This is a genomic window from Jilunia laotingensis (assembly GCF_014385165.1).
GTDB classification, from domain to species: Bacteria; Bacteroidota; Bacteroidia; order Bacteroidales; family Bacteroidaceae; genus Bacteroides; species Bacteroides laotingensis.
In genome coordinates, this window is record NZ_JACRTF010000001.1 from 1,812,575 (window position 1) to 1,838,354 (window position 25,780).

Consider the following 25,780-nt stretch of genomic DNA (forward strand, 5'->3'; position numbering starts at 1 on the left):
TAATTAAATGAAAAGTGATTAGTGAAGAGTGAAAAATAGTGATACTTCTCACTCTTCACTTGTTGAATAACAATCTATTAATATCTGTAGTGTTCAGCTTTGTACGGACCATCTACCGATACACCGATATAAGCAGCCTGTTCGGGGGTGAGTTTCGTCAGTTTTACACCGATCTTTTCAAGATGCAGACGGGCTACTTCCTCGTCCAGATGTTTAGGCAGGCGGTATACGTTTACATCGTACTTCTTGTTGAACAGTTCGATCTGTGCCAATGTTTGGTTGGTGAACGAGTTACTCATCACGAAGGACGGATGTCCCGTTGCGCATCCCAGGTTTACCAGACGGCCATCGGCAAGGAGGGTGATGCTATGTCCGTCCGGGAAGTAATAGCGATCTACTTGTGGTTTGATATTAACCCGTTTAATACCCGGGTAATGTTTCAGTGCATCCACCTGTATTTCGTTGTCGAAGTGACCGATGTTACATACGATGGCTTGATCTTTCATCTGCTCCATGTGGTCTATGCGGATGATGTCTATGTTTCCGGTAGTGGTTACAAAGATATTGCCTTCTTTGCAGGCATCTTCCATTGTCACTACTTCAAAGCCTTCCATAGCTGCTTGCAGGGCGCAGATAGGATCGACTTCCGTCACCAGTACACGGGCTCCGTACGAACGCATGGAATGCGAGCATCCTTTACCTACATCGCCATAACCGCAAACTACCACTACTTTGCCGGCAATCATTACGTCTGTGGCACGCTTGATACCATCAGCCAGTGATTCACGGCAACCATACAGGTTGTCGAATTTTGATTTGGTTACAGAATCGTTTACGTTGAAGGCAGGGAACAGCAACTTGCCTTCTTCCTGCATCTGGTACAGACGGTGTACGCCCGTAGTTGTTTCTTCCGATACACCGCGTACTTCGGTAGCTACACGATGCCAACGGTCTTTATCTTCTGCCAGCACTCTTTTGAGGATGGCGTTCAGTTCGATCTCATCTTCCGCATGGGCTTCTTTATCCAGTACGGCAGCATTGTTTTCAGCTTCGTAGCCTACGTGGATCATCATCGTAGCGTCACCGCCGTCGTCTACAATTACCGTGGGGCCTTTGCCACCGGGAAAGTTCAATGCCTGAAGCGTACACCACCAGTAATCAGCGAGTGTTTCGCCTTTCCATGCAAACACAGCGACTCCCGATGCTGCGATGGCAGCGGCTGCATGATCTTGTGTTGAATATATGTTACATGAACACCAACGTACTTCAGCTCCCAATGCAACGAGCGTCTCAATAAGTACGGCAGTCTGGATGGTCATATGCAATGATCCCATGATGCGGGCACCTTTCAAAGGTTTGGATTCTCCATATTTTTCGCGAAGAGCCATAAGGCCGGGCATTTCCTTTTCTGCCAAATCGATTTCTTTGCGACCGAAGTCAGCAAGTTTAATGTCTGCCACTTTATAAGGCAGAGTAGAGAATAATTCTGTAGACATATTGTAATTTGTTTAAAAATAAAAGTGATGCAAAGATAGAACATTCTGAGTAGTAGGGCAAAAGCAGCCAGACTTTTTTTAAAATAATAACTACAAGGATGAACAGTATTGCGGAATATATTTTATATTTGCAAAGTATTGACAACCGGGATGATAATACCAGTGAAGAAACACGGTCTATATATGGAACATTGCAAACAAAAAACAAGGGAAGAGCTGCTTGAAATTATAGTTGATCTTGAGAAGAAAGTGGAAAGTCTTTCTTCCGAGCTGTCATTGATGAAGGCGAAACGCTTTCGAGACAGGTACGGTACCCGTATTTTGGATGCATTGCCCGATATGCTTACTGTTTTCGATCACGATGCGAACATTGTGGAATTGGCTTCATCTCCTTCTACGAATCATGTGGAAGGCACTTCTTCCGACAGTATTGTAGGTTCTAATGTAAAAGACATTGTGCCCGAAGAGGCTTATGAGAGTGTCAGGCACAATATGGATATAGTGATTGAAACCCATAAAGGGTCAATCGCCAAGCATTCGCTGATGCTGGATGGTGTTCTGCATCATTATGAGAACCGTATCTTCCCGTTGGATGATAATTATCTGCTGTGTATGTGTCGCGATGTGTCCGATCAGGTCAAAATGCAGAAGCGGAATACTCAGCAAAGCAATGAGATTGCCCGTTTGAATTCCCTGATGCATGCTATTTTGAATAATGTTCCTGTCTATCTGTTTGTGAAAGATGCGGGGAATGACTTCCGTTACTTGTATTGGAATGCTGCCGCTGCGGAGTATTCGGGAATATCTGTGGAGCAGGCTGTCGGAAAAACGGATGCGGAGGTATTTCCCAATATCGAGGAGACGATGAAATTCCGTCAGGACGACCTGCAAGTGATGAAGACCGGGAGGCTGGAATATGAAGAGAGGTATACTACCAAAAGAGGAGAGGTACGTTTCGTTAAGACAATAAAAACACTGGTACCTTCTGGTAGCGAACATCCGTATATCATCGGTGTGGCATGGGATGTTACCGATATAAAGCGCACTGAAAGGGAGTTGATTGCCGCACGTGTCAAAGCGGAAGAAGCAGACAAGCTGAAATCTTCGTTTCTCGCTAACATGAGTCATGAAATACGTACCCCTTTGAATGCAATTGTAGGTTTCTCAAAGCTGATCATTGAGTCTGAAAATAGGGAAGAGCAGGATCAGTATGCCGAGATAGTCGAAAAGAATTCCGGCTTGTTATTAAACCTGTTTAATGACATCCTTGATCTTTCGGCATTGGAGGCCGGATCATTGAGGCTTTCCGTTCGTTCCGTCAGATTGAGAGATGTATGCAATCTCTTGTATCATCGTTTCTGCAATTCGGTTAAGCCCGGAGTGAAACTTTATTTGGATGAGATCGATCAGGAATTGTGTGTACAGGGTGATTGGGATCGTATTTCCCAGATATGGATGAATTTATTGAGCAATGCCGTAAAGTTTACCTCCGGTGGTGAGATTCATTACGGATTTGAAAAGAAAGAGGAAATGGTGCAAGGGTACGTCTCCGATACCGGAATAGGTATTCCTGCCGAACGTATTGCCACTATCTTCAGTCGCTTTGGAAAGATAGATGATTTTGTTCAGGGAACCGGACTCGGGTTGACGCTTTGCCGCATGTTGGCAGAGAAGATGGGTGGTCGTATCTGGGTACGTTCGAAAGTCGGCAAAGGCACGACTTTCTACTTTACGTTACCCTGTTCCCTTAAATAATCTCCGTTCCCTGCTCTTTGCACAGTTGCAACCCCAGATCCTTCAGTTTGAATTTCTGAATCTTGCCACTGCCCGTCATTGGGAATTCGTCGATAAAGAAAATGTATTTCGGTATCTTGTATCGGGCTATCTTGTTTTTGCAGAAATCCCGAACATCCGATTCGTGCATTTCGACCCCTTCATGAAGGATGATGAATGCTCCTACGGCTTCACCGTACTTCTTTGACGGGATGCCTGCCACTTGCACATCTTTGATCCCTTCCAGCTTATAAAGAAACTCTTCAATCTCCCGGGGATAAATGTTTTCCCCGCCACGGATGATCATATCTTTGATGCGACCGGTGATCCGGTAGTTCCCATCCTCATCTTTGATGCCGAGATCACCGGAGTGCAGGAAGCCGTTCTGATCGATTACTTCAGCGGTTGCTTGCGGGTTTTTATAATATCCTTTCATGGTGTTGTAGCCGCGGTTACACATTTCTCCCTGTACACCTACGGGGCATTCTTCTCCGGTTTCCGGATCGAGTACTTTGACTTCCGTAAATTCGAAGTCGCGTCCCACCGTGTTGCAACGGACATCAAATGAATCTTCAATGCGTGTGGCGGTCATGCCGGGAGAAGCCTCTGTCAGTCCGTAAACACTGGTTACTTTCATGTACATTTTTTCTTCTACCTGCTTCATCAACTCCACCGGGCAGAGCGAACCTGCCATAATGCCGGTACGGAGGCTTGTCATATCGAATAAGTCGAACATCGGATGATTCAATTCGGCGATGAACATGGTAGGTACGCCATAGAGTGCCGTGCAACGTTCTTTGTGGATGGAGGCGAGTACGACCAACGGATCGAACCGTTCTACCATGACTTGCGTGCAGCCGTGTGTCAGGCAATTCATTGTGGCAAGTACAACGCCAAAACAATGGAATAACGGAACGCAGCAGCACAACTTGTCGTCTGCGGTAAACTTCATATGCTCTCCCGTTAGAAAGCCGTTGTTCGTGATGTTGTGGTGGGTCAGCATTACCCCTTTGGGGAATCCCGTGGTTCCCGATGTATACTGCATATTCGCAACATCGTGGCAGTCTACCTGGCTTTTCAGTTCTTCCAGTTTGTCGTCTTTTACATTGTTTCCCAACAGGAGGATTTCTGCCGTGTTGTACATGCCCCGGTGTTTTTCCGGACCAACGTATATCACGTTCTTCATGTGTGGGAAACGTTTACTCTCCAGATGTCCCCGTTCGCAGGTTTTAAGTTCGGGGAGCATGTTATAGGTCATTTGTACAAAGTCGCTGTCTTTCTCTCCGTTCACGATGCACAGCGTGTGCATGTCGGAGTTCTGGCACAAATATTCCAGTTCTGCCTGTTTATAGTTCGTGTTGACAGTAACGTAGACAGCGCCTATTTTGGCACAGGCATACAGCAATGTCAGCCAATCGGGTACGTTGGCTGCCCATATTCCTACGTGCGTACCTCTCCTTACTCCGATAGCAATCAGTCCCTTGGCCATATCGTCCACGCGATGATTAAATTGTTGCCAGGTAAAACGAAGATTGCGATCGGAATATACTATGTATTCTTTGTCGGGTGTCTTCTCGGCCCAGTGTTCCAGCCACTGGCCGAGAGTTCTGTTGTATAGTTGCATGTGGTATAATTGAGAATTGATTCTTCCTCCCCTAAATTGGTGTATAAATCACCGCCAGTATCTTAGCCGCTTGTCCTTCGTAAGCGTGTACATGGTGGGGAATGATGGAGTCGTAATAAATGCTGTCACCTTCCTCAAGCAGATAAGTGGTCTTACCGTAACTGATTTCCATGACCCCTTCCATAACCATGATGAATTCTTCTCCTTCGTGGGATGAAAGAACGAAGTCATTATCGGTAGTCGGGGCGACATCGATGATAAACGGTTCCATATGGCGGTCTGCTTTCGACTTTGACAGTGAATGATATTCCATATGTTTTCTGGAATGGATGGCGTTGTTCGAAAAGCTGATGGTGTTGGTTGTTTCGGTCTTGCGGCATACCACAGGGCCTGTTTCATCCTGATCATCAAGGAAAGTGCCCAGACGCACTCCCAGTACACGGGCTATTTTGATGAGTGGAGCCAGTGATGGAAGATCGATGTTGCCTTCGATGCGTTCGATTTGTTCTATAGCCAAGCCGGAACGTTGAGCCAGCTCTTCTATTGTAATTGATTTATTCTCGCGGAGTGTTTTTATTTTCTCTCCGACAATTTTGCTTGTATCCATATCGATAGAATTTATTGTCTAAAAGGTTACTATTTAGAAATGGTTGATTTGCAAAAATAGCAAATTCTTTATATGATAACAATTATAGAAGGTAAAAAGTATGCGGCAGCTGATTTTTTAAGTATCCTTTTCTAAGGAAAGGTTTGGAATCGGATGGATGTCCGTTTTTTGAGAGTGGTTTTTATTGAGAATAAAAGAGCCGTTCTTTTTGGAGAACGGCTCTTTCAATCTTGTCTGTAACAAGTGGATTACTTACGCAATCCGAGAGTTTTAATGATGGCACGATATCTTGCGATATCTTTAGCCTTCAGGTAATCGAGCAAACGACGACGTTTACCTACCAACATTGTTAAAGCTCTCTCAGTACTATAATCTTTTCTGTTGAGCTTCATATGCTCAGTCAGGTGAGAAATACGGTATGAAAACAAAGCTATCTGGGACTCAGCTGAGCCAGTATCAGAGTTAGACTTTCCGTACTTTCCAAAGATCTCTTGCTTTTCAGCAGCGTCTAAATACATAATTCTTTGATTTGGTTTGATATATAAATATTACTTTTGAGCGTGCAAAGATAGTTATTATCTTAATAACGCACAACGTTTTGCAGGAAATTTTTCCAAGTATAGTATATGTTTTATAATCCATTTTCGTACCTTTGCAGCCAAATAATAGGTATTATATGCAAAATATTAGAAACATTGCAATTATTGCCCATGTTGACCATGGGAAAACAACTCTTGTCGATAAGATGCTTTTGTCCGGAAATCTGTTCCGTAGCAACCAGGCAAGCGGTGAATTAATTCTGGATAACAACGACTTGGAACGTGAACGAGGGATAACGATTCTGTCAAAAAACGTTTCAATCAATTACAAAGGAACTAAGATTAACATTATTGATACTCCGGGGCATAGTGACTTCGGAGGAGAAGTGGAACGTGTACTTAATATGGCTGACGGATGTATCCTGTTGGTCGATGCTTTTGAAGGTCCGATGCCTCAAACACGTTTCGTGTTGCAGAAAGCACTGGAAATCGGACTGAAACCGATCGTGGTGGTTAATAAGGTGGACAAACCGAACTGCCGCCCGGAAGAGGTGCATGAGATGGTGTTCGACCTTATGTTTAGCTTGGATGCTACAGAGGATCAGTTGGACTTTCCGTGTGTGTACGGTTCTGCAAAGAACGGATGGATGAGTACGGACTGGCAGAAACCTACCGACAGCATCACTCCGTTGCTGGACTGCATTATTGAGAACATTCCTGCGCCTACGCAGTTGGAAGGTACTCCCCAGATGCTGATTACTTCACTCGATTATTCTTCATATACGGGCCGTATCGCTGTAGGACGTGTTCACCGCGGTACGTTGAAGGAAGGTATGAACGTGACATTGGCAAAGCGTGACGGGAGTTTCCAGAAATCAAAGATTAAGGAAGTGCATGTATTCGAAGGGTTGGGACGCGTGAAGACTACGGAAGTTTCTTCCGGAGATATCTGCGCATTGATCGGTATTGACGGGTTTGAGATCGGGGACACGATCTGCGACTTTGAGAATCCGGAAGCATTGCCGCCAATTGCTATCGATGAGCCTACGATGAGCATGCTGTTCACCATCAACGATTCCCCGTTTTTCGGTAAGGATGGCAAGTTTGTGACTTCGCGCCATATTCATGACCGCCTGATGAAGGAATTGGACAAGAATCTGGCATTACGTGTGCGTAAGAGTGAGGAAGATGGCAAATGGATCGTTTCCGGCCGTGGTGTGCTTCACTTGTCTGTATTGATAGAGACCATGCGTCGTGAGGGCTACGAGTTGCAGGTGGGACAGCCGCAGGTGATCTATAAAGAGATAGACGGTGTGAAATGCGAGCCGATCGAAGAGCTTACGGTGAATGTTCCGGAGGAGTATTCAAGCAAGATCATTGATATGGTGACTCGCCGCAAGGGTGAAATGACTATGATGGAGAGCAACGGTGAACGTGTAAATCTGGAGTTCGACATGCCTTCACGCGGTATCATCGGTTTGCGTACCAATGTGTTGACGGCTTCTGCCGGTGAGGCTATCATGGCACACCGCTTCAAGGAGTATCAACCGTACAAAGGAGATATAGAACGCCGTACCAATGGCTCTATTATTGCTATGGAGAGTGGTACTGCATTTGCTTATGCAATCGATAAATTGCAGGATCGCGGCAAGTTCTTCGTTTTCCCGCAGGAAGAGGTTTATGCCGGACAGGTGGTGGGAGAACATTCTCATGATAATGACTTGGTGGTAAATGTGACTAAATCGAAGAAGCTTACCAATATGCGTGCGTCCGGCTCTGACGAGAAGGCTCGTTTGATTCCTCCTGTGCAGTTCTCCTTGGAAGAGGCGTTGGAATATATTAAGGAAGATGAATATGTGGAGGTGACTCCGAAGGCGATGCGCATGCGTAAAGTCATTCTGGACGAAATGGAACGTAAGCGTGCTAATAAGAATTAGTAATCGAGGCTATCGAGTATAGTCTATATATAAATAGGAAAGAGCCTGGTAAGTTAATCTTGCCAGGCTTTTTTATTGCTCCGGATGCAAGATGTCCTTCATAATAACTATTTTTTAGCATTGTGAATTTTTAAACGTTGATTATGATGATAATATGAAATATATTCTATCTTTGTGAAATCATTTTAAAACATATATATATGAAAAGACTATTACTTTCGTTATTTGTGATTATAGTTGCATTAAGTTCTGCAAATGCAGGAGAAGTGACTTTTGATCTAACTGATCCTGCTGCGTTTGGCTATGCTGTCCCTGAAACAAGTAAGGGTACTGATCTTGCGAATGGCACTTTGACTGTTGGAAATGTCGTGATTACGTCGGATAAGAAGCACGATACGACTGATAATCGTTTTTGGGGAACTGCTAACGGTGTTGAAGGTCTTCGCTGCTATAAGCCCTCCACTTTGACATTTTCTACGAACAATGGAGAAGTAATCACTGCTATTACTTTTGAAGGAGTAACTATTACTCCTGCTGTTTTGACATTCGATAGTGGCGAATATGATAAACCGACATGGACCGGCTCGGCAAGCAAAGTTGTGTTAACCTTTGGCGGTACTGCAAAAATCAGTTCAATAGTTGTGTCTACAGCCGGTCAGGCTGCTTCTGTTGCCGATCCTACTTTTTCACTCGCGACTGGTACTTATTATGTGGCAAAAAATGTAGAAATTACATGTGCTACTGAGGGAGCTATCATCCATTACACTACAAATGGTGACGAGCCGACAAGTGCTTCTGCCGTTTACAATGCTCCTATTAAAGTAGAGTCTACAACTACAATCAAGGCTATGGCTTCAAAGGGAAGTGATAATAGTACGGTGGTTTCAGCTACTTATACTATCGGTGAAACTACACCTGTGAAAGACATTGCTGACTTCTTCACCACCAATAGAGGAATAGTCCATGTGTTTACCAATCCTGTAAGTGTGCTTTATCAAAGCGGTCTGTATTTGTTTGTGCAAGACGAATCGGCTGCGATGCAGATATATGGTGATGTCGGTCGAACATATAAGAATGGCGATATAATTCCGGCCGGTATTATTGGGGAGGGAGATGTGTTCGGAGGGGAGCTTCAGTTCCGTGTGGTTGAGCCCGAAACATTTGCAGCTCCGGAAGAGGGGCCGGTGATCGCGCCTACGGTTGTTAAGATAGACGCAATCGATGATTATCTGTTTGATAAACTGATTCAGGTGAATGATGCGATTGTCAATCTTGAAGATGGTAAGACTTTGACAGATGGTACGGGTACGATTAATCTTTATGCCCGTTTCAATGAGGTGACTTTGCCTACAGATGATAAATCGTATAACGTAACTGCCATTGTAAGTCGTTATAATGGTAACTTCCAATTGTTCCCGATTTCATTTACGTTGACTACAGGTATTGCAAATGTCGATAATACAGCTTCAAAAGTAGTTGCGGGCTATAACGTAATCAATGTGAATGCTGCGGAAGATACCCAGGTTACTGTTGTCAATTCTGTTGGTCAGGCTCTTGTTAACAAAACGGTTAGTGCCGGAACTAATGCCATTCCGGTTTCAGCAGGGTTCTATCTTGTTAAAGTCGGTGATGTCGTAGCTAAGGTTGTCGTAAGGTAAAAAGGTCTTTTTGAAATAATTTTATAAGGGCTGTCTTGAGTTGGAAAAACGAGACAGCTCTTTTTGTGTTTGTCCGGCACTATTACATTTCCTCCCTCATTACAATATTGTGACATTGTGATTTTTTAAACGTTGGATTGGAGCAGCAATATAAATAACTTCTATCTTTGTGTCACCAATTTTAAAAAACATTTATTTATGAAAAGACTGTTACTTTCATTATTTGTGATTATTGCTGCTGTAAGCTTTACAAATGCTACAGATGTGACTTTTAATTTGACTGACCCTGCTGCGTTGGGGTATGCTGTTCCAGAATCAGGTGCTGGTACCGATCTTGCCGATGGTACTATGACTGTCGGAAATGTTGTGATTAAATCTACTAAGATCAACGAAACGACTGATAACCGTTTTTGGGCAACTAAAGATGGAGTTGAAGGCCTTCGTTGCTACAAACCTTCTACTTTGACTTTCAGTACTACAAATGGGGAAATTATAACTGCCATAACTTTTGAAGGAAAAGCAATTGCTTCTACTATTTTGACATTTGATAGTGGAGAATATGCCCAACCCACATGGACGGGATCGGAAAGTCAGGTAGTGTTAACTTTTGCCGGTACTGCTAAAATTAGTTCTATAGTGGTAACTACAACAACAGGTGAAGCTCCGGCTGTTGCCGTTCCGGTTTTCAATCCTGGCGAAGGAACTTATTACGGACCGGTGGAAGTGACTCTTAGTTGTGCTACCGAAGGGGCCGACATTTGGTATAAATTAAGTAAATCAGCACCACAATTTACTGCTTATACCGGACCTATTAAAGTAGAATCTACTACAACCATTATAGCAGCGGCTGCCGTAGGAACTACATTCTCTGATGTTGTATCAGCTACTTATACCATAAGTGAGGCAAAATCCGTTGAGAACATTGCAGATTTTTATACACAATCTCAAAGCTTGGTTGTGAAATTTGCTAATCCGGTCAATGTACTTTATCAAAGCGGTGCGTATTTGTTTGTACAAGATGCAACGGGCGCACTTCAGATATATGGTAATGTTGGGCAGACTTATAAGAATGGCGACATTATCCCTGCCGGTTTCATGGGTTCCGTTGGTGAATTCGGAGAAGTTATACAGTTGTCAAGCCCTGTAGCCGAAACATTTGCTGCTGCTGAGGAAGGTGCGGTTATCAAACCGACTGTGGTTAAGGTTAATGAAATCACAGAAACAATGCTTAATAGACTGATTCAGGTGAATAATGCTACTGTTAATCTTGAAGGTGGTAAAACATTAACGGACGAATCCGGTACTATTACTCTTTTTGCACGTTTTAATGAAGTAAGTTTACCTGCGGATGATAAAGCGTATGATGTAACTGCTATCGTAAGTAGCTTTAAGGGGGCTTTACAGTTGTTCCCTATCTCCTTTACATTGACTAATACGGGCATTGCAAATGTTGATAATGCAGCTTCAAGAGTAGAAGCGGGTTATAATGTGATCAATGTGAATGCTGCCGAAGATGCACAGGTTACTATAGTTAATTCTGTGGGTCAGGTTCTTGTAAGCAAGGCTGTGACTGCAGGTGCAAATGCTATTCCGGTTTCAGCAGGATTCTATCTTGTTAAGGTTGGAGATGTCGTTACCAAGGTCGTTGTAAGATAAAGGTATTCTCTAAATAAATCGAAGGGGCTGTCTCATTCCGCATAGGAAGGATGAGACAGCCCCTTTTTATGCAATGTCACTGCAAAAGCAATGCAGCGCTGCTGCAAAGGTGATGCAGTGCTTCTGCAAAAGCAATACAGCATTACTGCAAAAGTAATGCAGCGTTACTGTAAAGGTAATGCAGTACCACTTCAATAGTAATAAAGCACCACTTTAACGGTAATAAAGCATCGCTTTAACGGTAATAAAGCATCGCTTTAAAAGGAATAAAGTTCCACTTTAAAAAGAAATAAAGTATTGCTTTAACGGTCATAAAGCAAAGTCGAAGTGCTTTTATAGGCGATTTGCTTACATGAACTCTGATGCATATCAGAGTTTTTCACCGGTCGAGCCTCTGGAAGTATTGACGTTTGAACTCGCATTGCAGGGTGTTTTGGCAAAGTAACGATACAAATAAAATAAAGGCGATTCCTTTCGGAACCGCCTTTTTGTATGTCAAGGTCGAATCTCAGATTAGAGTTTCGGACCAGCAGCAACCAACTTCTTACCTGCTTCGTTTCCAGTGAACTTAGCAAAGTTCTTGATGAAACGTCCTGCAAGGTCTTTTGCTTTTTCTTCCCATTTGCAAGCGCATTCGTAAGTGTCGCGCGGATCGAGGATCTTCGGATCAACACCCGGAAGTTCTGTAGGAACAACGAAGTCGAAGAAAGGAATAACCTTCGTCGGAGCTTTGTCGATAGAACCGTCAAGGATTGCATCGATGATACCACGAGTGTCGCGGATAGAGATACGTTTGCCAGATCCGTTCCAGCCAGTGTTAACCAAGTATGCTTTAGCACCGGTCTTTTCCATCTTCTTAACCAGTTCTTCTGCATATTTAGTCGGGTGCAGTGACAAGAAAGCAGCACCGAAGCAAGCGGAGAATGTCGGAGTCGGTTCAGTGATACCACGTTCTGTACCAGCCAACTTAGCTGTAAATCCGGACAGGAAGTAGTACTGAGCTTGTTCCGGAGTCAGGATAGATACTGGAGGCAATACTCCGAAGGCATCAGCAGACAAGAAGATGACTTGTTTTGCGTGAGGACCTTTAGAAACCGGTTTAACGATGTTTTCGATGTGGTAGATAGGATAAGAAACACGAGTGTTCTCAGTTACGCTCTTATCTGCAAAGTCGATCTTACCGCTTGCGTCTACTGTAACGTTTTCAAGCAGAGCATCACGACGGATAGCATTGTAGATATCGGGCTCGCTGTCTTTGTCCAAATTGATAACTTTAGCATAGCAACCGCCTTCGTAGTTGAATACGCCTTCGTCATCCCATCCGTGTTCGTCGTCACCGATCAACAGACGTTTAGGGTCAGTTGACAAGGTTGTCTTACCAGTACCGGACAGACCGAAGAAGATAGCTGAACTCTTGCCTTCTTTATCTGTGTTGGCAGAGCAGTGCATTGAAGCGATTCCGCGCAACGGGTTCAGATAGTTCATGATAGAGAACATACCCTTCTTCATTTCACCACCATACCATGTGTTCAGGATAACTTGTTCGTTTACCTTCAAGTTGAATACGGTAGCAGTCTCTGAGTTCAGACCCAGTTCTTTGTAGTTGTCAACTTTAGCTTTGGAAGCGTTGAATGAAACGAAGTCAGGTTCTCCGTAATTAGCCAGTTCTTCAGCTGTCGGGCGGATGAACATGTTAGTTACGAAGTGAGCCTGCCAAGCTACTTCCATGATGAAACGAACTTTCATACGAGTGGCAGGGTTAGCACCGCAGAAAGTATCTACAACAAACAGACGTTTGCCGGACAGTTCTTTCACTGCTTTAGCTTTCAAGTCAGCCCAAGCTTCTTCAGAACAAGGTTTGTTGTCATTTTTGTATTCTTCAGAAGTCCACCATACAGTGTTTTCGCTGGCTTCATTCTTAACGAAGAATTTATCTTTAGGAGAACGGCCGGTATAGATACCAGTCATTACGTTTACAGCGCCCAATTCAGTTACTTGACCTTTTTCGAAACCTTCCAGTCCCGGTTTGGTCTCTTCTGCGAACAGTACATCATAAGAAGGGTTGTGGATGATTTCCTTCACGTCGGTAATACCGTACTTGCTTAAATCTAAATTTGCCATTTTCTTTTGAATTAATTTAAATTGGTATTTTGTTTATTATCTCATTCTGGCATGCGGAAAAGGATGTTTTACAACATCCTCTTGTAAATCGGCTACAAAAGTAATACTTTCTTTGGAAACATGTTATGGATTAGAGAAATATTTCCCTAATTGAATCTCTTTTATAGATTCCTAACAAAATCTGCAAACTGAATGTTGCAAATTGAAACTTTATCATTTACTTTGCAGAAGTATAGATAGGATATATAAAATAACTCTATAATTAAAGATGAGAATAATCAATTTTAGTGATACTAATTCCATTTTGAATCAGTATGTAGCGGAAATAAGAAATGTTGATATTCAGAACGACCGCTTGCGCTTTCGCCGCAATATCGAACGGATCGGTGAGATTATGGCGTACGAGATAAGTAAGGAATTTACTTATTCCGTAAAGGATATTTGCACTCCGTTGGGCATAGCACCGGTCAGCACGCCTGACAATCAATTGGTGATAAGTACTATTCTTCGCGCTGGTCTGCCTTTTCATCAGGGCTTCCTGAGCTATTTCGACCAGGCTGAAAATGCCTTTGTGTCGGCTTACCGCAAGTATAAGGATACGCTGAAGTTCGATATTCATATTGAATACATCGCTTCACCGCGTATCGATGGAAAGACTTTGATCATTACCGATCCGATGCTGGCCACGGGTAGCAGTATGGAGCTTAGTTACCAGGCTATGTTGACGAAAGGACATCCGTCCGAAATTCATGTCGCTTCGATCATTGCCAGCCAGAAGGCGGTAGACCACATCGCTTCTGTTTTTCCGGAGGACAAGACGACCATTTGGTGTGCTGCTATCGATCCGGAGATCAACGAGCATTCATACATTGTGCCGGGACTGGGGGATGCAGGCGATCTGGCCTATGGAGAAAAGGAGTGATCCTGCTTTGTAAACGTCCCGTCTACCGGGGGATTTGAGACCGTAATTTATAGGCTGCTTTATGAAAAGCATTTAGGCCTTATAGACACAACAATTTTACTTAAAACAAGACATTTGTAATGAAGATCAAATTTATTTCAATTATAACCATTTTACTGTCTCTCTGGAGTTGTAATCAGAGCCGGACAAAAGAAATAACTTATAGTAATCCGCTTTCTGTCTCTTTCGGTGATCCTTATATTCTGGCCGCCTCGGACGGAAGGTATTATATGTATGGAACTTCCGGAGAAAAAGGTTTCAGAGCTTATTCCTCTGACGATCTCACCGATTGGAAAGAAGAAGGGCTGGTGTATCAGGGAGGAACCGATCAGTCCTGGAATGTAGATTGCTTTTGGGCACCTGAAGTGTATGAGCGGGGTGGCAAATACTATTTGTGGTATAGTGCCAATTGGAAACAAAACCCTACCAACGAGGAAGAGAACTTCAGGATTGGCGTTGCGGTGGCTGATAAACCAACCGGACCTTTCAAAGACTTAAATGATGGCCCGGTATTCGATCCCGGATATCCTGTGATCGATGCCAATTTATTGTTTGATGACAAAACGGGCAAGGTATATCTTTACTATTCACGTTGTTGCTACAAACATCCGGTAGAGAGTGAAATTGCATCTTTGGCAAAAGAGAAAGGCTGGTATGACGAGATTGAAGAAAGTTGGATTTACGGAGTGGAATTGAAACCCGATTATTCGGGCATCATCGGTGAGCCAAAAGTGATGCTTTGTCCTCCCGCCTCTCTCGATGATAAGCAGGCTGAATGGGAAAGCCGTTCGGTGACCAGCCAGGAAGCTAATCGCCGATGGACGGAAGGATCGTTTATTTTCGAACGAAACGGCCTGTATTATATGATGTATTCGGCCAACTTCTTCGGAGGAGCCGATTATGCTGTCGGATATGCCACCTCGGAATCTCCGTTAGGACCGTTTAAGAAGTCTGACCATAATCCGGTTCTTCAAAAGAACATAACAGCCGGGGGCGATGTGACAGGGACGGGGCATAATATGGTGCTTACCTTGTCCGACGGTCAGATGTTATGTGTCTATCACGGGCGCACAAAGAAGACAGGAAAGAACCGGGTGGTGTTCATCGATAAGATGGAAGTGCAGCCGAATGGTGAATTAGCAGTGCATGGACCGACAACACAAGCATTGACTTTGAATGTCCCTGTCGGCAAATAGAAAGGGAGATCTCTGTATGGCATTGCTTTAACAATATATTTTAAGTATTTTTGCAGTCAGATAAAAAAGCGTAATTGTGTGTACAAAGATTTTTTCAAGACTTATACAGTTTATTTGTATATTGCTTATTGTTGCATGTAAAAGTAAAACTGAACATTTCCCGAAAATAAGCGGACACCGCGGAACGAGTTTCATTGCTCCGGAAAATACGTTGGCTTCGATTGATTCTTGCATTAAATATAAAGTCGATCTTGCCGAATGTGATGTATGTATTAGTAAGGACAGTGTTTTCTATCTTTTGCATGACTCTACCCTCGACCGGACAACGAACGGTTCGGGAGCTATTGCTAATTGGATGTCTTATGATATAGATACGTTGGATGCCGGCTCTTGGTTTAATCCCGTTTTTAAAGGAGTGCGTGTGCCACGTTTGGAAGATGCGCTGAGAAGGGCTAAACAAGGGAAATTGGAACTGACGATCGATTATAGGAATGGCAATTTGAAAAGAATGCTTGATCTGATCCGGAGAGAGGGGATGCTCGACCATTGTACTTTCGTCTTTTATTCCGAAGATGACTTTAAAGCTTTCCGGAAACTTGCTCCTCAGGTCAAACGGTTGCAGGCCTATATTCGCACGAATAAGGATTTTGACTATGTGATAGACAGTTTGAAGCCCGATATTGCGGTGGTACGGCTTGACTCGATAACTCCTCTGTGGATATCCCGTTGCCATGAGGCAGGAATGAAAGTGCTTGCTTTGGCATTAAAGAGTTCGGCTCCGGATGAAGACTATATCCGTGCTGCGCGTTTGGGAGTGGATGTGATTGCTACAGACCGGCCGGAATATATTATAAAGAAGTTCGGAAGAAGATAATGTGCATCCTTAAGGAATAATATATATAGAAGAGGTATAAAAAAAGAGAGATTGCATCAGAACCGTTCCGGTGGGATGCGATCTCTCTCGTTTTTTGGTACATGCTGGAAATGTTTATTTCACTTCCCAAGTTTCATTTGTCATCAGGAGTTCGTTGAAATTGTGATATTTCTTTTTCCCTTTGATTTCTTCGATTTGAGCAGCCACGGCTTCATTGTATGTGGGAGCTTCTACATCACGGATAACGCCCAGGGCGATCGGGAAGTCGGGGCCTTCCATCAAAGCGAGCTTCAACTGTAATGTATTGTCTTCGCAGTGTGCATCGTGTACCAGAATATCCTTTTCAGTGATACCGTTTTCACCAAGCTTCACAACCTTCAATCCGAAACCTTGTTGCATCAATCCGAATTCTTTGTTTTCTCCAAAGAGCATCGGTTTGCCATGTTCCAGATAGATAGCGTTTTTGGAACGCCCTTCTTTCGTAGCTACGCTTTCGTGTGTGCCGTCATTAAAGATGACACAGTTTTGCAAAACTTCGACCACGGAAGCACCTTTATGGTGGGCAGCGGCTTTCAAAACTTCGACGGAAGCAGGACCGTCTACGGCAATGCAACGGGCAAAGAATTTACCGCGGGCGCCAAAAGCCAGTTCGGCCGGGTGGAAAGGATCTTCCACTGTGCCGTAAGGTGATGATTTCGTCACAAGTCCTCGTTCCGATGTCGGAGAATATTGTCCTTTGGTCAATCCGTAAATACGGTTGTTCAGCAGGATCATGTTCAAGTCGATATTACGGCGTAAAGCATGAATGAAATGGTTACCGCCAATGGCCAGTCCGTCACCGTCACCGGAGATCTGCCAGATAGTCAGATCCGGATTGGCTACTTTCGCACCGGTGGCTACGGCAGCGGCACGTCCGTGTATAGTGTGGAATCCGTAGGTATTCACGTAATAAGGCAAACGTGAAGAACAGCCGATACCGGAAATCACGGCAATGTTGTGCGGAGCTACTCCTAATTCGGCCATAGCCTTGTGCAGTGAGTTCAGGAAAGCGTGGTCGCCACATCCCGGGCACCAACGCGGCTGGCCTGATTTGTAATCTTTTGCTGTATATAATGTTTCGCTCATCTCTTATTCCTCCAATAATTTAGTGAATGCATCTACAAGTTCTCTCGTTACGAAAGGCTGGCCTTTCACCTGATTGTATTGGCTGATGTTCAGTCCGGGCACTTTCATGCGCAGGTATCCTGCAAACTGGCCCAAATTCTGTTCGGCAACTACAATCTTCTTGAATCTCTTCAATACCTCGGCTGTGTTCTTCGGCAGCGGGTTGATATATTGGAATTGGGCGAGTGCCACCTTCTTGCCACTCTTAAGCATGAATTCCATAGCCAGATGAAGGTGTCCGTATGTTCCTCCCCAACCAACGATCAACAGGTCTGCATCCGGATCTCCTTGTATCTCCAGATTGGGAATGCAATCGGCAATCTTGTCGACTTTGGCCTGACGTAGCAGGGTCATTTTTTGGTGATTATCGGGTTCTGTAGAGATGACACCTGTCTCATTACTCTTTTCCAGTCCTCCGATGCGGTGCATGAAGCCTTCTGTTCCGGGAACAGCCCAATAGCGTGAGCCTGTCTTCTCGTTACGTTGGAATGGAGTCCAGGTTTCAGCCATGTCCGGAGTGACATAAGGCGGGTTGATAGCAGGATATTCATCCAGATTAGGCAGTTTCCATGCAGCAGAACCGTTTGCGATGAATGCATCCGTCAACAGTACGACAGGAGTCATGTGTTCCAACGCAATCTTTGCTGCCATATAAGCGGCATCGAAACAATTGGTAGGTGAAGTAGCTGCAATGACCGGCATCGGGCTTTCGCCATTACGGCCATAAAGAGCTTGCAACAGGTCTGTTTGTTCTGATTTGGTAGGCATACCTGTAGAAGGGCCGCCACGCTGTACGTTGATCACTACCAATGGAAGTTCGGCAATGACAGCGAGGTTCATAGCTTCGCTCTTCAAGCAGACACCCGGTCCGGAAGTGGATGTTACGGCAAGGTCACCGGCAAAAGCAGCACCTACGGCGGAAGCGCATCCGGCTATTTCATCTTCGCACTGCACGGTTTTTACACCGAGTGATTTATGTTTAGACAGTTCGTGCAGAATGTCTGTGGCGGGTGTGATAGGATAAGAACCTAAATAAAGCTCTAGTCCTGCCTTCTCGGCTGCGGCAATCAAACCGTAAGCAGTCGCTTTATTTCCATTGATGTCTGTATATAGTCCTTTTGCCTTTTGATTCTTACTTTCTATTTTGTAAGTGGAAGTGGCGGCATGGGTATTTGCACCATAATTATAACCGTCATTGAGTACTTTGATATTAGCAGCTGCAATTTCCGGTTTTTTGGCAAATTTCTGGCGGATCATGGTTTCAGCAGCTTCGAGGTTGCGATTGAAAAGCCAGCAAACCAGTCCGAGTGCGAACATGTTTTTGCAACGAAGCACCGCTTTATTATCCAATCCGGAGTCTTTAAGACTCTCTTTGCACATGGATGAGATAGGTACTTCGAGTACTTCTTGTTTGATACCCAGCTCTTCGAACGGGTTATTGGTTGTAAATTTAGCTTTTTCCAAGTCTTTTGTTCCAAAGGAATCGGAATCTGTGATTACCAGTCCTTGAGGCTTGCAGAACTTGATTTGTGTTTTCAATGCTGCCGGGTTCATTGCTACCAACACGTGGCAATGGTCACCGGGAGTGAAGATTTTGTCTGCTCCAATGTGTACTTGGAAACCCGATACTCCCGTCAGTGAACCTTGCGGGGCGCGTATATCTGCCGGGTAGTCCGGGAATGTACAGATGTCATTACCTACTGTTGCCGACACGTTCGAGAAGATGTTGCCGGCCAACTGCATACCATCGCCGGAATCGCCGGAGAAGCGTACTACCACTTGCTCCAATTCTTTAACCATCATTTCGTCTGCCATAATTTTATTTACTAATTTAAATTAAGGATTAACTGTGTTACATTCATGCATAAATATCACCTTAACAATTGTTGCTCTTGTATATTCATTTACTATGCAGAAGGTTTGGCAAAGGTCGCAAAGTAAAATGACTTAGCAAAATGTTTTGCAGTTTATCTGTAGTCGTCTATCAAAAGATTTATCATTCTTCTGGTTTAATATGGCTAAAGTAAGGGATGCTTCCATGTTTTATCTTGGTTTTATGCTAATGTGGTTTCATTTTGTTACCGTTATCTTGAATAGGTAATTACTTATTGTCCTCTATTTTATATATTTTATAATACATATGTTATATTTATTCTGAATTTGCTTTCAAATATAGCATTTATCCTCTGTTTTTAGTGTCATTAAATCAGTTTCTGTGTTTCGAAGTAACAGTGTTATTCTTCTGTTTTATATAAAACTGAGTATTCCGTCTTGTTAAATCAAGAGAATAAGTTATCTTTGCAACCGAAATCTGAAAAGAGGTCCTGTAGTTCAACGGATAGAATAGAAGTTTCCTAAACTTTAGATAGGGGTTCGATTCCCCTCGGGACTACAATCGGAAATGCTAAATTCTCTATGTATGAATATGTTATTGATTTTCGATTAATTGGTATTGCATAACATTCCCATGATATTTTAGCGGGTAGATGATATCTTTTATTGTTTCGATGGACAACCACGTAACCTTATAGGATTCATTTCTCTTGAAAAGAAGTGGCAACGACTGTTTCAATGATTGTTATATCTAGGGAAATAACTACAATAAATACTGCCGCAGATGTGACAAATTGAGAGAGATACAAAATCATTCTTTAAGAATGCCGTCAAATCCTTCTTAAATAATCTTCCAATGATTCGTCTTGTTCCAAGTGTAATTTCTTCCTAATGCGGTAACGGCTTGTGTTGATCGTTTCGGGTAGGACATAAAGCATCTGGGCTATTTGTTTATTTGTCATTCCTATTCGTATATAGGCACAAAGTCTCAGATCGTTTTCTGAAAGCACCGGATGCCTCTCACTCAGTTTGAGGAAAAAGTTAGGATGTACTTCTTCAAAATGTAGTTTAAAGAATGCCCATTCATCTCCAGTGCCCAAGTGTTTTTTTATTTGATAGTTAAGAGCTTTCTCCTGTTGCCGGGGGAGGAGCCCTTGACTGGCAAAATCCTCTATTTGTCCCATCAATTCTTTTAAAAGCTGGTTCTTCTCTGCCATGATCATTGAATTGGAGGTCAGTTCTCTGTTTTTTAAGTCTATTTTCATAAGGAACTGTTCATTTTGTAATTTCTCTCTTTCCAATCGTTCATTCAATTCCCGGTTCTCAGCTTCTTTCAGCAGTTTGTTGATTTTCTCTTTTTTGCGTAAAATCCACAGTATATAAAATCCGATAATTGCCAAGAAAGTGACAGAAAATATAATAATTAATGTGATCCTTTTATGTTTTCGCATGTTCATGTCAGCCTCTTTCAGCTCTTTTTCATATTGTTTAATGGCAGCGCGTACTTCCAGTCTGTTTATCTCATTTGATTTGGCGTGACCGGTCGTTTCCTCTTTATATTGCAGATAGCGTTTGAGACATTGGTAAGCACTATCCGGTTCATTCTTACGATCGAATATTTCCGAAAGGCCGTATAATGTATGTATGGCGGAGTAAGCGTCTTTGTTTGCTTCTGCGAGTTGCCGTGCTTTCTTGAAATAAAATAAAGCAGAGTCATTATCATGTTTGTATATGTAGATAGCCCCCATATTAATCAGTGTATAGGTCTGGGAAGTTTTATTGGTTACGTGTTGTGCTGTTCTGTATGCTTCTCGCGCGTACCTTTCTTTATCGGTAAGTGTCTTTGAAACATAATAGAGAGAGGTAAGTATATCTACTTTCAACGTGGCATCGTCTTCGGTAATTTTATTTTGGAGCAAAGTTGTCAATATATCTATTGCCTTCTGTTGATTCCCCAAATGATATTGGCTGATTCCGATATTATGTTCGTTTTTCAATTCATCCGTATCGAATCCTCCTTTCCTGAAAGCCTCGTTTGCTAATAAATAATATTTATATCCTTCTTGATACTCGCCAATCCTACGCATGATGGAGCCGATATTAACGTATGTGTACCCCAGATTATAAAGGTCTCCGATCGATTTGAAATAATTCTCCTGTGTTTTGAATACACGATAAGCCTCCGGGTAAATGTTGCGTTTAGCTAACAACATACCCTTTACAAATGATATTCTTGCAAAATCATAACTATATGCCGCAGAATCAGCCTTTTCCAAAGCTTGGAGGATCAATGCTTCGGTCTTTTCCGTGTTCGTTTCAAATTGCAGCCATGCATCCCAGTATAGTGCGCGAACCAGTAGATTGGGGTTCTTTTTTTGTGTGGCAATTTGGTACATATCGTTGACAAGCGGATAGAATTCCATCCGGTTATTGCTTTTGCAGCTTGTCATCTCGAGTTGAATGCCCAATGAGTCGAAAGCCATATCGATGGCTTTCCATCTATAAGGATTGCTTCCCCAAATTGGGAGTTGGCATGAAATCAGACATAAATATATTAAAAATGCATTTTTCATGCTACAAAGATAATGAAATTGACATTTGTACATCATTTGTCTATTGGCTTTTTTACGATGAAATGGCTCATTCTGCTAATTTTGCCTATTATTGTTTAACACTCCCGGTGGGTATCCCCCTGCTTTGGGAATAAAATGATTGCTTATGAAAAATATTACTTTTAAGATGATTTTTCTGTTAGTGGCATTGTCGGGTTGGAACTTTGCTATGGCGCAGATGAAAGCTCCTCATACATTAAGAGGAGAGAGTGATATGGCTACGGTCAGTTTATCGTGGAAAAGTCCGACTAGTCCGCAAACTCTTCAATGGCACCATGATCGGGATTATGACGGAGAAACGGGTATTAGTATGAGTGGAAAGATGCCTGAAATTTACGTGGCTAACCTATTTACAAAAGAGGATCTAAAAGGTTACAAAGATGCGGTAATCGATTCGGTTGCTTATTTTCATTACCGTCCTGTGTTTAGTATTACTATTCAGCTTTATGAGAACGGAGAAGTGGTGTACGAGCAGCCTGTCGATACCAAGAGTTTGGAACTGAATAAAATGGCTTCTGTTAAATTGGACAAACCTTATACGATAAAGACGGATGTCGATCTGATGATTGCAGTCAAGTTCTTGCATGGCGAGAATTTGGATTTTGTAGCCATCATGGATAATGGACCTGTTGTGACGGGAAAGGGCGATTTATACTCTTACGATGGTGTAAACTGGAAGAGTGTAGGGCGTGGTAACTTTTTGGTGACAGGACATATTCAAGGTACGGTCGCCACCGAGGAACCGGACGGATATAATGTATACCGCGGGGATGCAAAGGTAAATACGGAATTGCTGGAAGCTACGGAAGTACGCTTTTCGGACGAACCGGTCGGTACGTTTGATTACCATGTTACAGCCGTGTATGGTGATAAAGAAGAACGTTCTAACACCGTTACGCTGACCAATAAGTCTGCAACCGACTATCGCCCTGTTGTAACCAATGTCGGTGTACAAGTGGAAGGCATGAAAGTAACAACCACGTGGAATACGCCTTTCTCCGGGAATGAATTGACTTGGAGCAGCAAAGAGATTTTAGGCGGAATGAAGGGAACCGGCACAAAACCTAAATTATGGATTGTGCATGCTTTTGATGCTAAGGAGCTTTTGGCTTATAACAATCACCAGATCACTGCTATAAATGTCGGTTTCTACGAGGCAAAGGTCGATTCTTTATGGATGGTTATTTTTGCGGATGGGAAAATTGCTTATACAGAAAGAGTAGAAGATGCGGTGTTGTCGCAAATAAAAGCCAATTCGTGGATGAAGTTTACTTTGAAAACCCCTTATCAGATACCTTTAGGAAGTGATTTACGGTTTGGATATTTGGTCTATACACCCGAAGGCGTTTCTCCTGCAGGACGTGACGGTGGCCCGCAAGTTCCGTCCAGAGGCGGCTGGTTCTCGACCAGTTCACCGGCAACGAGTGGTCTGGAGAATACGAAACCTACCTGGAAGGAGTTATTAGATGGCGGATATGATTATAATTGGACTTTAAGTGCAGATGTTGAGCCTGTCGGTGAAGGAGGAAATAAGATAGAAGCACAGTCTTACGATGTTTATCGGGATGGACAAAAGGTTGCAGAGGCAGTTACCGTTAATTCGTATGTAGATGAAGTCCCATCTCCCGGTACTTATGAGTATGGTATCGTTGCACATTTCAAGGATGGGAAAGAGTCGGAAATGTCCGCCACAGTGAAAGCAAAAGTTGCGTTACCTGCAGAGTATGTGTCTCCTATGTTCCTTGAAAAGTCATTTAGTGAAGGAAATCTTTCTCTTTCTTGGAGTACGGATGTTCGTGAACTGAAACATTATAATGAGGTGGTATATAGCTATGGCTTGCAAGATACGAAAGATATCGATGCCTATTTCGGAGCAAGTTTTACTCCAGAGGAAGTTAATGCGATCAATGGTTATACTATTACAGGGGTCAATATGGGGCTTGCAGATACCGTGAAGAAATTGGAAGTATTCCTTTATATAGATGACCAGGTTGTTGCCAGTAAGGTAGTAGATGCTGCTGCTTTCCCGTTGCTTGAGATGAATGTGGTTAAGTTTGACACCCCGGTTGCTGTTCCCGAAGGAAAGACTGTCCTGGTTGCTTATCACATTGTCTATGAAGTTGGTAAGAGTCCTACCCTTTTGGATGACGGACCGTTGGTAGAAGGAGGCGCATTGATCAGCTTTGAAGGAACCCGTTGGTCGAATTTAGGTTTGATAAGTACAGTTGTAAAGAACAATAATATTGTAATCGGTCTTGTGGCTGAACCTAAAGAAGAACCTGCTTCTTATGTCTTATCCAAGTTTTCGTCAGCACCTATCCTTATCAGGCAAATTATGAATGACAAATTAAGCGACCTTTCTGAGGCTTTGACACCGTTCGCATTGGAATCTGATGCACAAACGACTTCTACTTTGGCAAATAAGGCTGGTATTTTTAAGGCAGAAACGACTACTCCGAAAGTAAAAAGCTATAGACTCTATTGTAATGGTAGTTTAGTTGAAGAATTGGACGGTACGAGCTATTCTGTAAAAGGTCTGCCGTATGGAGCATATAGTTATGCTGTGTCTGCCGTATATGATAATGGTTGGGAGTCTGCTTTATCCGATTCTTATGATATTAATTATCAACAACCTAATCTGGTTTCTGCACCATATGCTTTGACGGGAGAACGGGACGGAAAGGACTTGAATTTGACATGGCAATCTCCTTCCGAGGCGAATGAATTAACTTGGCAGGACAAAGAATCCACCAGTCTGGCTGTAGGATTGAGTGGTAAAGCAACGGTTGAAGGCTATTTTGCTATTCTTTATTCGGAAGAAGATCTGAAGAATGAAGGGAAGATAGGACAGTTTATCACGCACGTTAAGTTTGGATTAGCCGATCCTGGACTTGATGCATGTAAGATTGTGATTTATTTCGATAAGAACCGTTATTACGAGCAGGAAGTCAATGTAGAAACATTGATAAAAGGGGAAAACTCAGTACGTTTGGATACTCCGGTGGAATTGTTGGCCGGTCGTGAGGTCATGGTAGGTTATTATGCCAAATATGCGAGTACGATCAAACCTAATATGACAGATTCCGGGCCTGCAGAAGATGGGAAGGGAAATATGATTGCCAACAGTGCTTCCGATGCTCCGACAAGTTGGAAAACGTTGAAGAAACTCAGTAGCAAGTTGGATTACAACTGGCGTATTACTGCCGTTCTCCAAAATGCCGATGTGGTATTGAAGGCACCTGCCATGAAAGCCGAGACGGATACACCTGCCCTTACCTACACTGTTTATCGCAACGGTGTGATGCTTGCAGAAAATCTTGCTGTTACCAGTTATAAAGTCAGCAATGCTGCCGATGGCATTTATACGGTGACTGCCGTGATAGATGGTGTTGAAACCGCTCCGTCCAATGCAATATTATTGGGAGACATTACAGGTATCACAGGTGTTGATGCAAGTTCAAAAGCAACTTATGACAATAGTTTGAAACAAGTTATTCTTCCAAAAGCTTCTACCGTGTCCTTGTTTAATACTGATGGTGTACTTTTGAAGAGGGTATATGTGGAAGATAGATTTGATATGTCCGGATATCCTGCTGGAATATATGTGATAAATATCGATCTTGAAAGTGATGGAACTCAACTATTGAAAGTGGTGAAGTAGAGATACCGATATCTATTCTAGGGACGATTATAAAAATGGCGGTTAGTTTTCACTTGCCGCCATTTTCA

The 25,780-nt window shown here is 43.1% G+C and carries 16 protein-coding genes and 1 tRNA gene; 9 read left to right on the forward strand and 8 right to left on the reverse strand.

Features of this window, described 5'->3' with window-relative positions; translation table 11 throughout:
* Window positions 1–77 precede the first annotated feature (77 nt).
* Window positions 78–1,496, reverse strand: coding sequence for an adenosylhomocysteinase (gene ahcY, locus H8744_RS06795; protein WP_262434124.1), 1,419 nt, complete (start codon window positions 1,494–1,496; stop codon window positions 78–80).
* A 183-nt stretch (window positions 1,497–1,679) separates the two neighbouring features.
* Here ahcY and H8744_RS06800 point away from each other — a divergent pair, with 183 nt between their 5' ends.
* The gene (locus H8744_RS06800; protein ID WP_262434125.1) at window positions 1,680–3,251 is read left to right on the forward strand and encodes a PAS domain-containing sensor histidine kinase; all 1,572 of its coding nucleotides are present in this window, start codon (window positions 1,680–1,682) and stop codon (window positions 3,249–3,251) included.
* On the opposite strand, the gene H8744_RS06805 is transcribed toward H8744_RS06800, so the two are convergent.
* The 3 genes from H8744_RS06805 to rpsO form a co-directional block, all read right to left on the reverse strand.
* Window positions 3,244–4,893, reverse strand: coding sequence for an AMP-binding protein (locus tag H8744_RS06805; protein WP_262434126.1), 1,650 nt, complete (start codon window positions 4,891–4,893; stop codon window positions 3,244–3,246). The two genes, H8744_RS06800 and H8744_RS06805, sit on opposite strands and share 8 nt — an antisense overlap.
* Window positions 4,894–4,924: 31 nt before the next feature.
* The gene (locus H8744_RS06810) at window positions 4,925–5,500 is read right to left on the reverse strand and encodes a helix-turn-helix domain-containing protein (RefSeq protein ID WP_262434127.1); all 576 of its coding nucleotides are present in this window, start codon (window positions 5,498–5,500) and stop codon (window positions 4,925–4,927) included.
* 248 nt (window positions 5,501–5,748) lie between these two features.
* Window positions 5,749–6,018: a 30S ribosomal protein S15 gene (gene rpsO / locus H8744_RS06815; RefSeq protein WP_262434128.1), complete on the reverse strand. Its 270-nt coding sequence runs from the start codon at window positions 6,016–6,018 to the stop codon at window positions 5,749–5,751.
* A 158-nt stretch (window positions 6,019–6,176) separates the two neighbouring features.
* Here rpsO and typA point away from each other — a divergent pair, with 158 nt between their 5' ends.
* The 3 genes from typA (at window position 6,177) to H8744_RS06830 (ending at window position 11,290) form a co-directional block, all read left to right on the forward strand.
* Window positions 6,177–7,976, forward strand: coding sequence for a translational GTPase TypA (gene typA, locus H8744_RS06820; RefSeq protein ID WP_262434129.1), 1,800 nt, complete (start codon window positions 6,177–6,179; stop codon window positions 7,974–7,976).
* 200 nt (window positions 7,977–8,176) lie between these two features.
* On the forward strand, window positions 8,177–9,634 hold the full coding sequence (locus H8744_RS06825) for a chitobiase/beta-hexosaminidase C-terminal domain-containing protein (RefSeq protein WP_262434130.1): 1,458 nt from the start codon (window positions 8,177–8,179) through the stop codon (window positions 9,632–9,634).
* A gap of 198 nt (window positions 9,635–9,832) precedes the next feature.
* Entirely contained in the window at window positions 9,833–11,290 is a 1,458-nt protein-coding gene (locus H8744_RS06830) for a chitobiase/beta-hexosaminidase C-terminal domain-containing protein (RefSeq protein WP_262434131.1), read from the forward strand.
* Window positions 11,291–11,803: 513 nt separating this feature from the next.
* On the opposite strand, the gene pckA is transcribed toward H8744_RS06830, so the two are convergent.
* Complete coding sequence (gene pckA, locus H8744_RS06835; RefSeq protein ID WP_262434132.1) at window positions 11,804–13,411, reverse strand: phosphoenolpyruvate carboxykinase (ATP); 1,608 nt, start codon at window positions 13,409–13,411, stop codon at window positions 11,804–11,806.
* 268 nt (window positions 13,412–13,679) lie between these two features.
* On the opposite strand from pckA, the gene upp reads away from it, so the two are divergent.
* The 3 genes from upp (at window position 13,680) to H8744_RS06850 (ending at window position 16,442) form a co-directional block, all read left to right on the forward strand.
* Window positions 13,680–14,333, forward strand: a complete 654-nt coding sequence (gene upp, locus H8744_RS06840) for a uracil phosphoribosyltransferase (protein ID WP_262434133.1) — start codon at window positions 13,680–13,682, stop codon at window positions 14,331–14,333.
* A 119-nt stretch (window positions 14,334–14,452) separates the two neighbouring features.
* Complete coding sequence (locus H8744_RS06845; RefSeq protein ID WP_262434134.1) at window positions 14,453–15,568, forward strand: glycoside hydrolase family 43 protein; 1,116 nt, start codon at window positions 14,453–14,455, stop codon at window positions 15,566–15,568.
* A gap of 127 nt (window positions 15,569–15,695) precedes the next feature.
* Window positions 15,696–16,442, forward strand: coding sequence for a glycerophosphodiester phosphodiesterase family protein (locus tag H8744_RS06850; RefSeq protein ID WP_369411059.1), 747 nt, complete (start codon window positions 15,696–15,698; stop codon window positions 16,440–16,442).
* A 114-nt stretch (window positions 16,443–16,556) separates the two neighbouring features.
* On the opposite strand, the gene H8744_RS06855 is transcribed toward H8744_RS06850, so the two are convergent.
* Both H8744_RS06855 and H8744_RS06860 read right to left on the reverse strand, forming a co-directional pair.
* Entirely contained in the window at window positions 16,557–17,567 is a 1,011-nt protein-coding gene (locus tag H8744_RS06855) for a 2-oxoacid:ferredoxin oxidoreductase subunit beta (protein ID WP_262434136.1), read from the reverse strand.
* Between the two features lie 3 nt (window positions 17,568–17,570).
* Window positions 17,571–19,421 carry a 2-oxoacid:acceptor oxidoreductase subunit alpha gene (locus H8744_RS06860; protein ID WP_262434137.1) on the reverse strand — a complete coding sequence of 617 codons (1,851 nt, stop codon included), beginning with the start codon at window positions 19,419–19,421 and terminating at the stop codon, window positions 17,571–17,573.
* A 505-nt stretch (window positions 19,422–19,926) separates the two neighbouring features.
* Here H8744_RS06860 and H8744_RS06865 point away from each other — a divergent pair.
* A tRNA-Arg gene (locus tag H8744_RS06865) sits at window positions 19,927–19,998 on the forward strand.
* A 271-nt stretch (window positions 19,999–20,269) separates the two neighbouring features.
* Here H8744_RS06865 and H8744_RS06870 read toward each other — a convergent pair.
* On the reverse strand, window positions 20,270–22,012 hold the full coding sequence (locus H8744_RS06870; RefSeq protein ID WP_262434138.1) for a LuxR C-terminal-related transcriptional regulator: 1,743 nt from the start codon (window positions 22,010–22,012) through the stop codon (window positions 20,270–20,272).
* Between the two features lie 145 nt (window positions 22,013–22,157).
* On the opposite strand from H8744_RS06870, the gene H8744_RS06875 reads away from it, so the two are divergent.
* Window positions 22,158–25,712, forward strand: coding sequence for a hypothetical protein (locus tag H8744_RS06875; RefSeq protein WP_262434139.1), 3,555 nt, complete (start codon window positions 22,158–22,160; stop codon window positions 25,710–25,712).
* The last annotated feature ends 68 nt before the right edge of the window (window positions 25,713–25,780 follow it).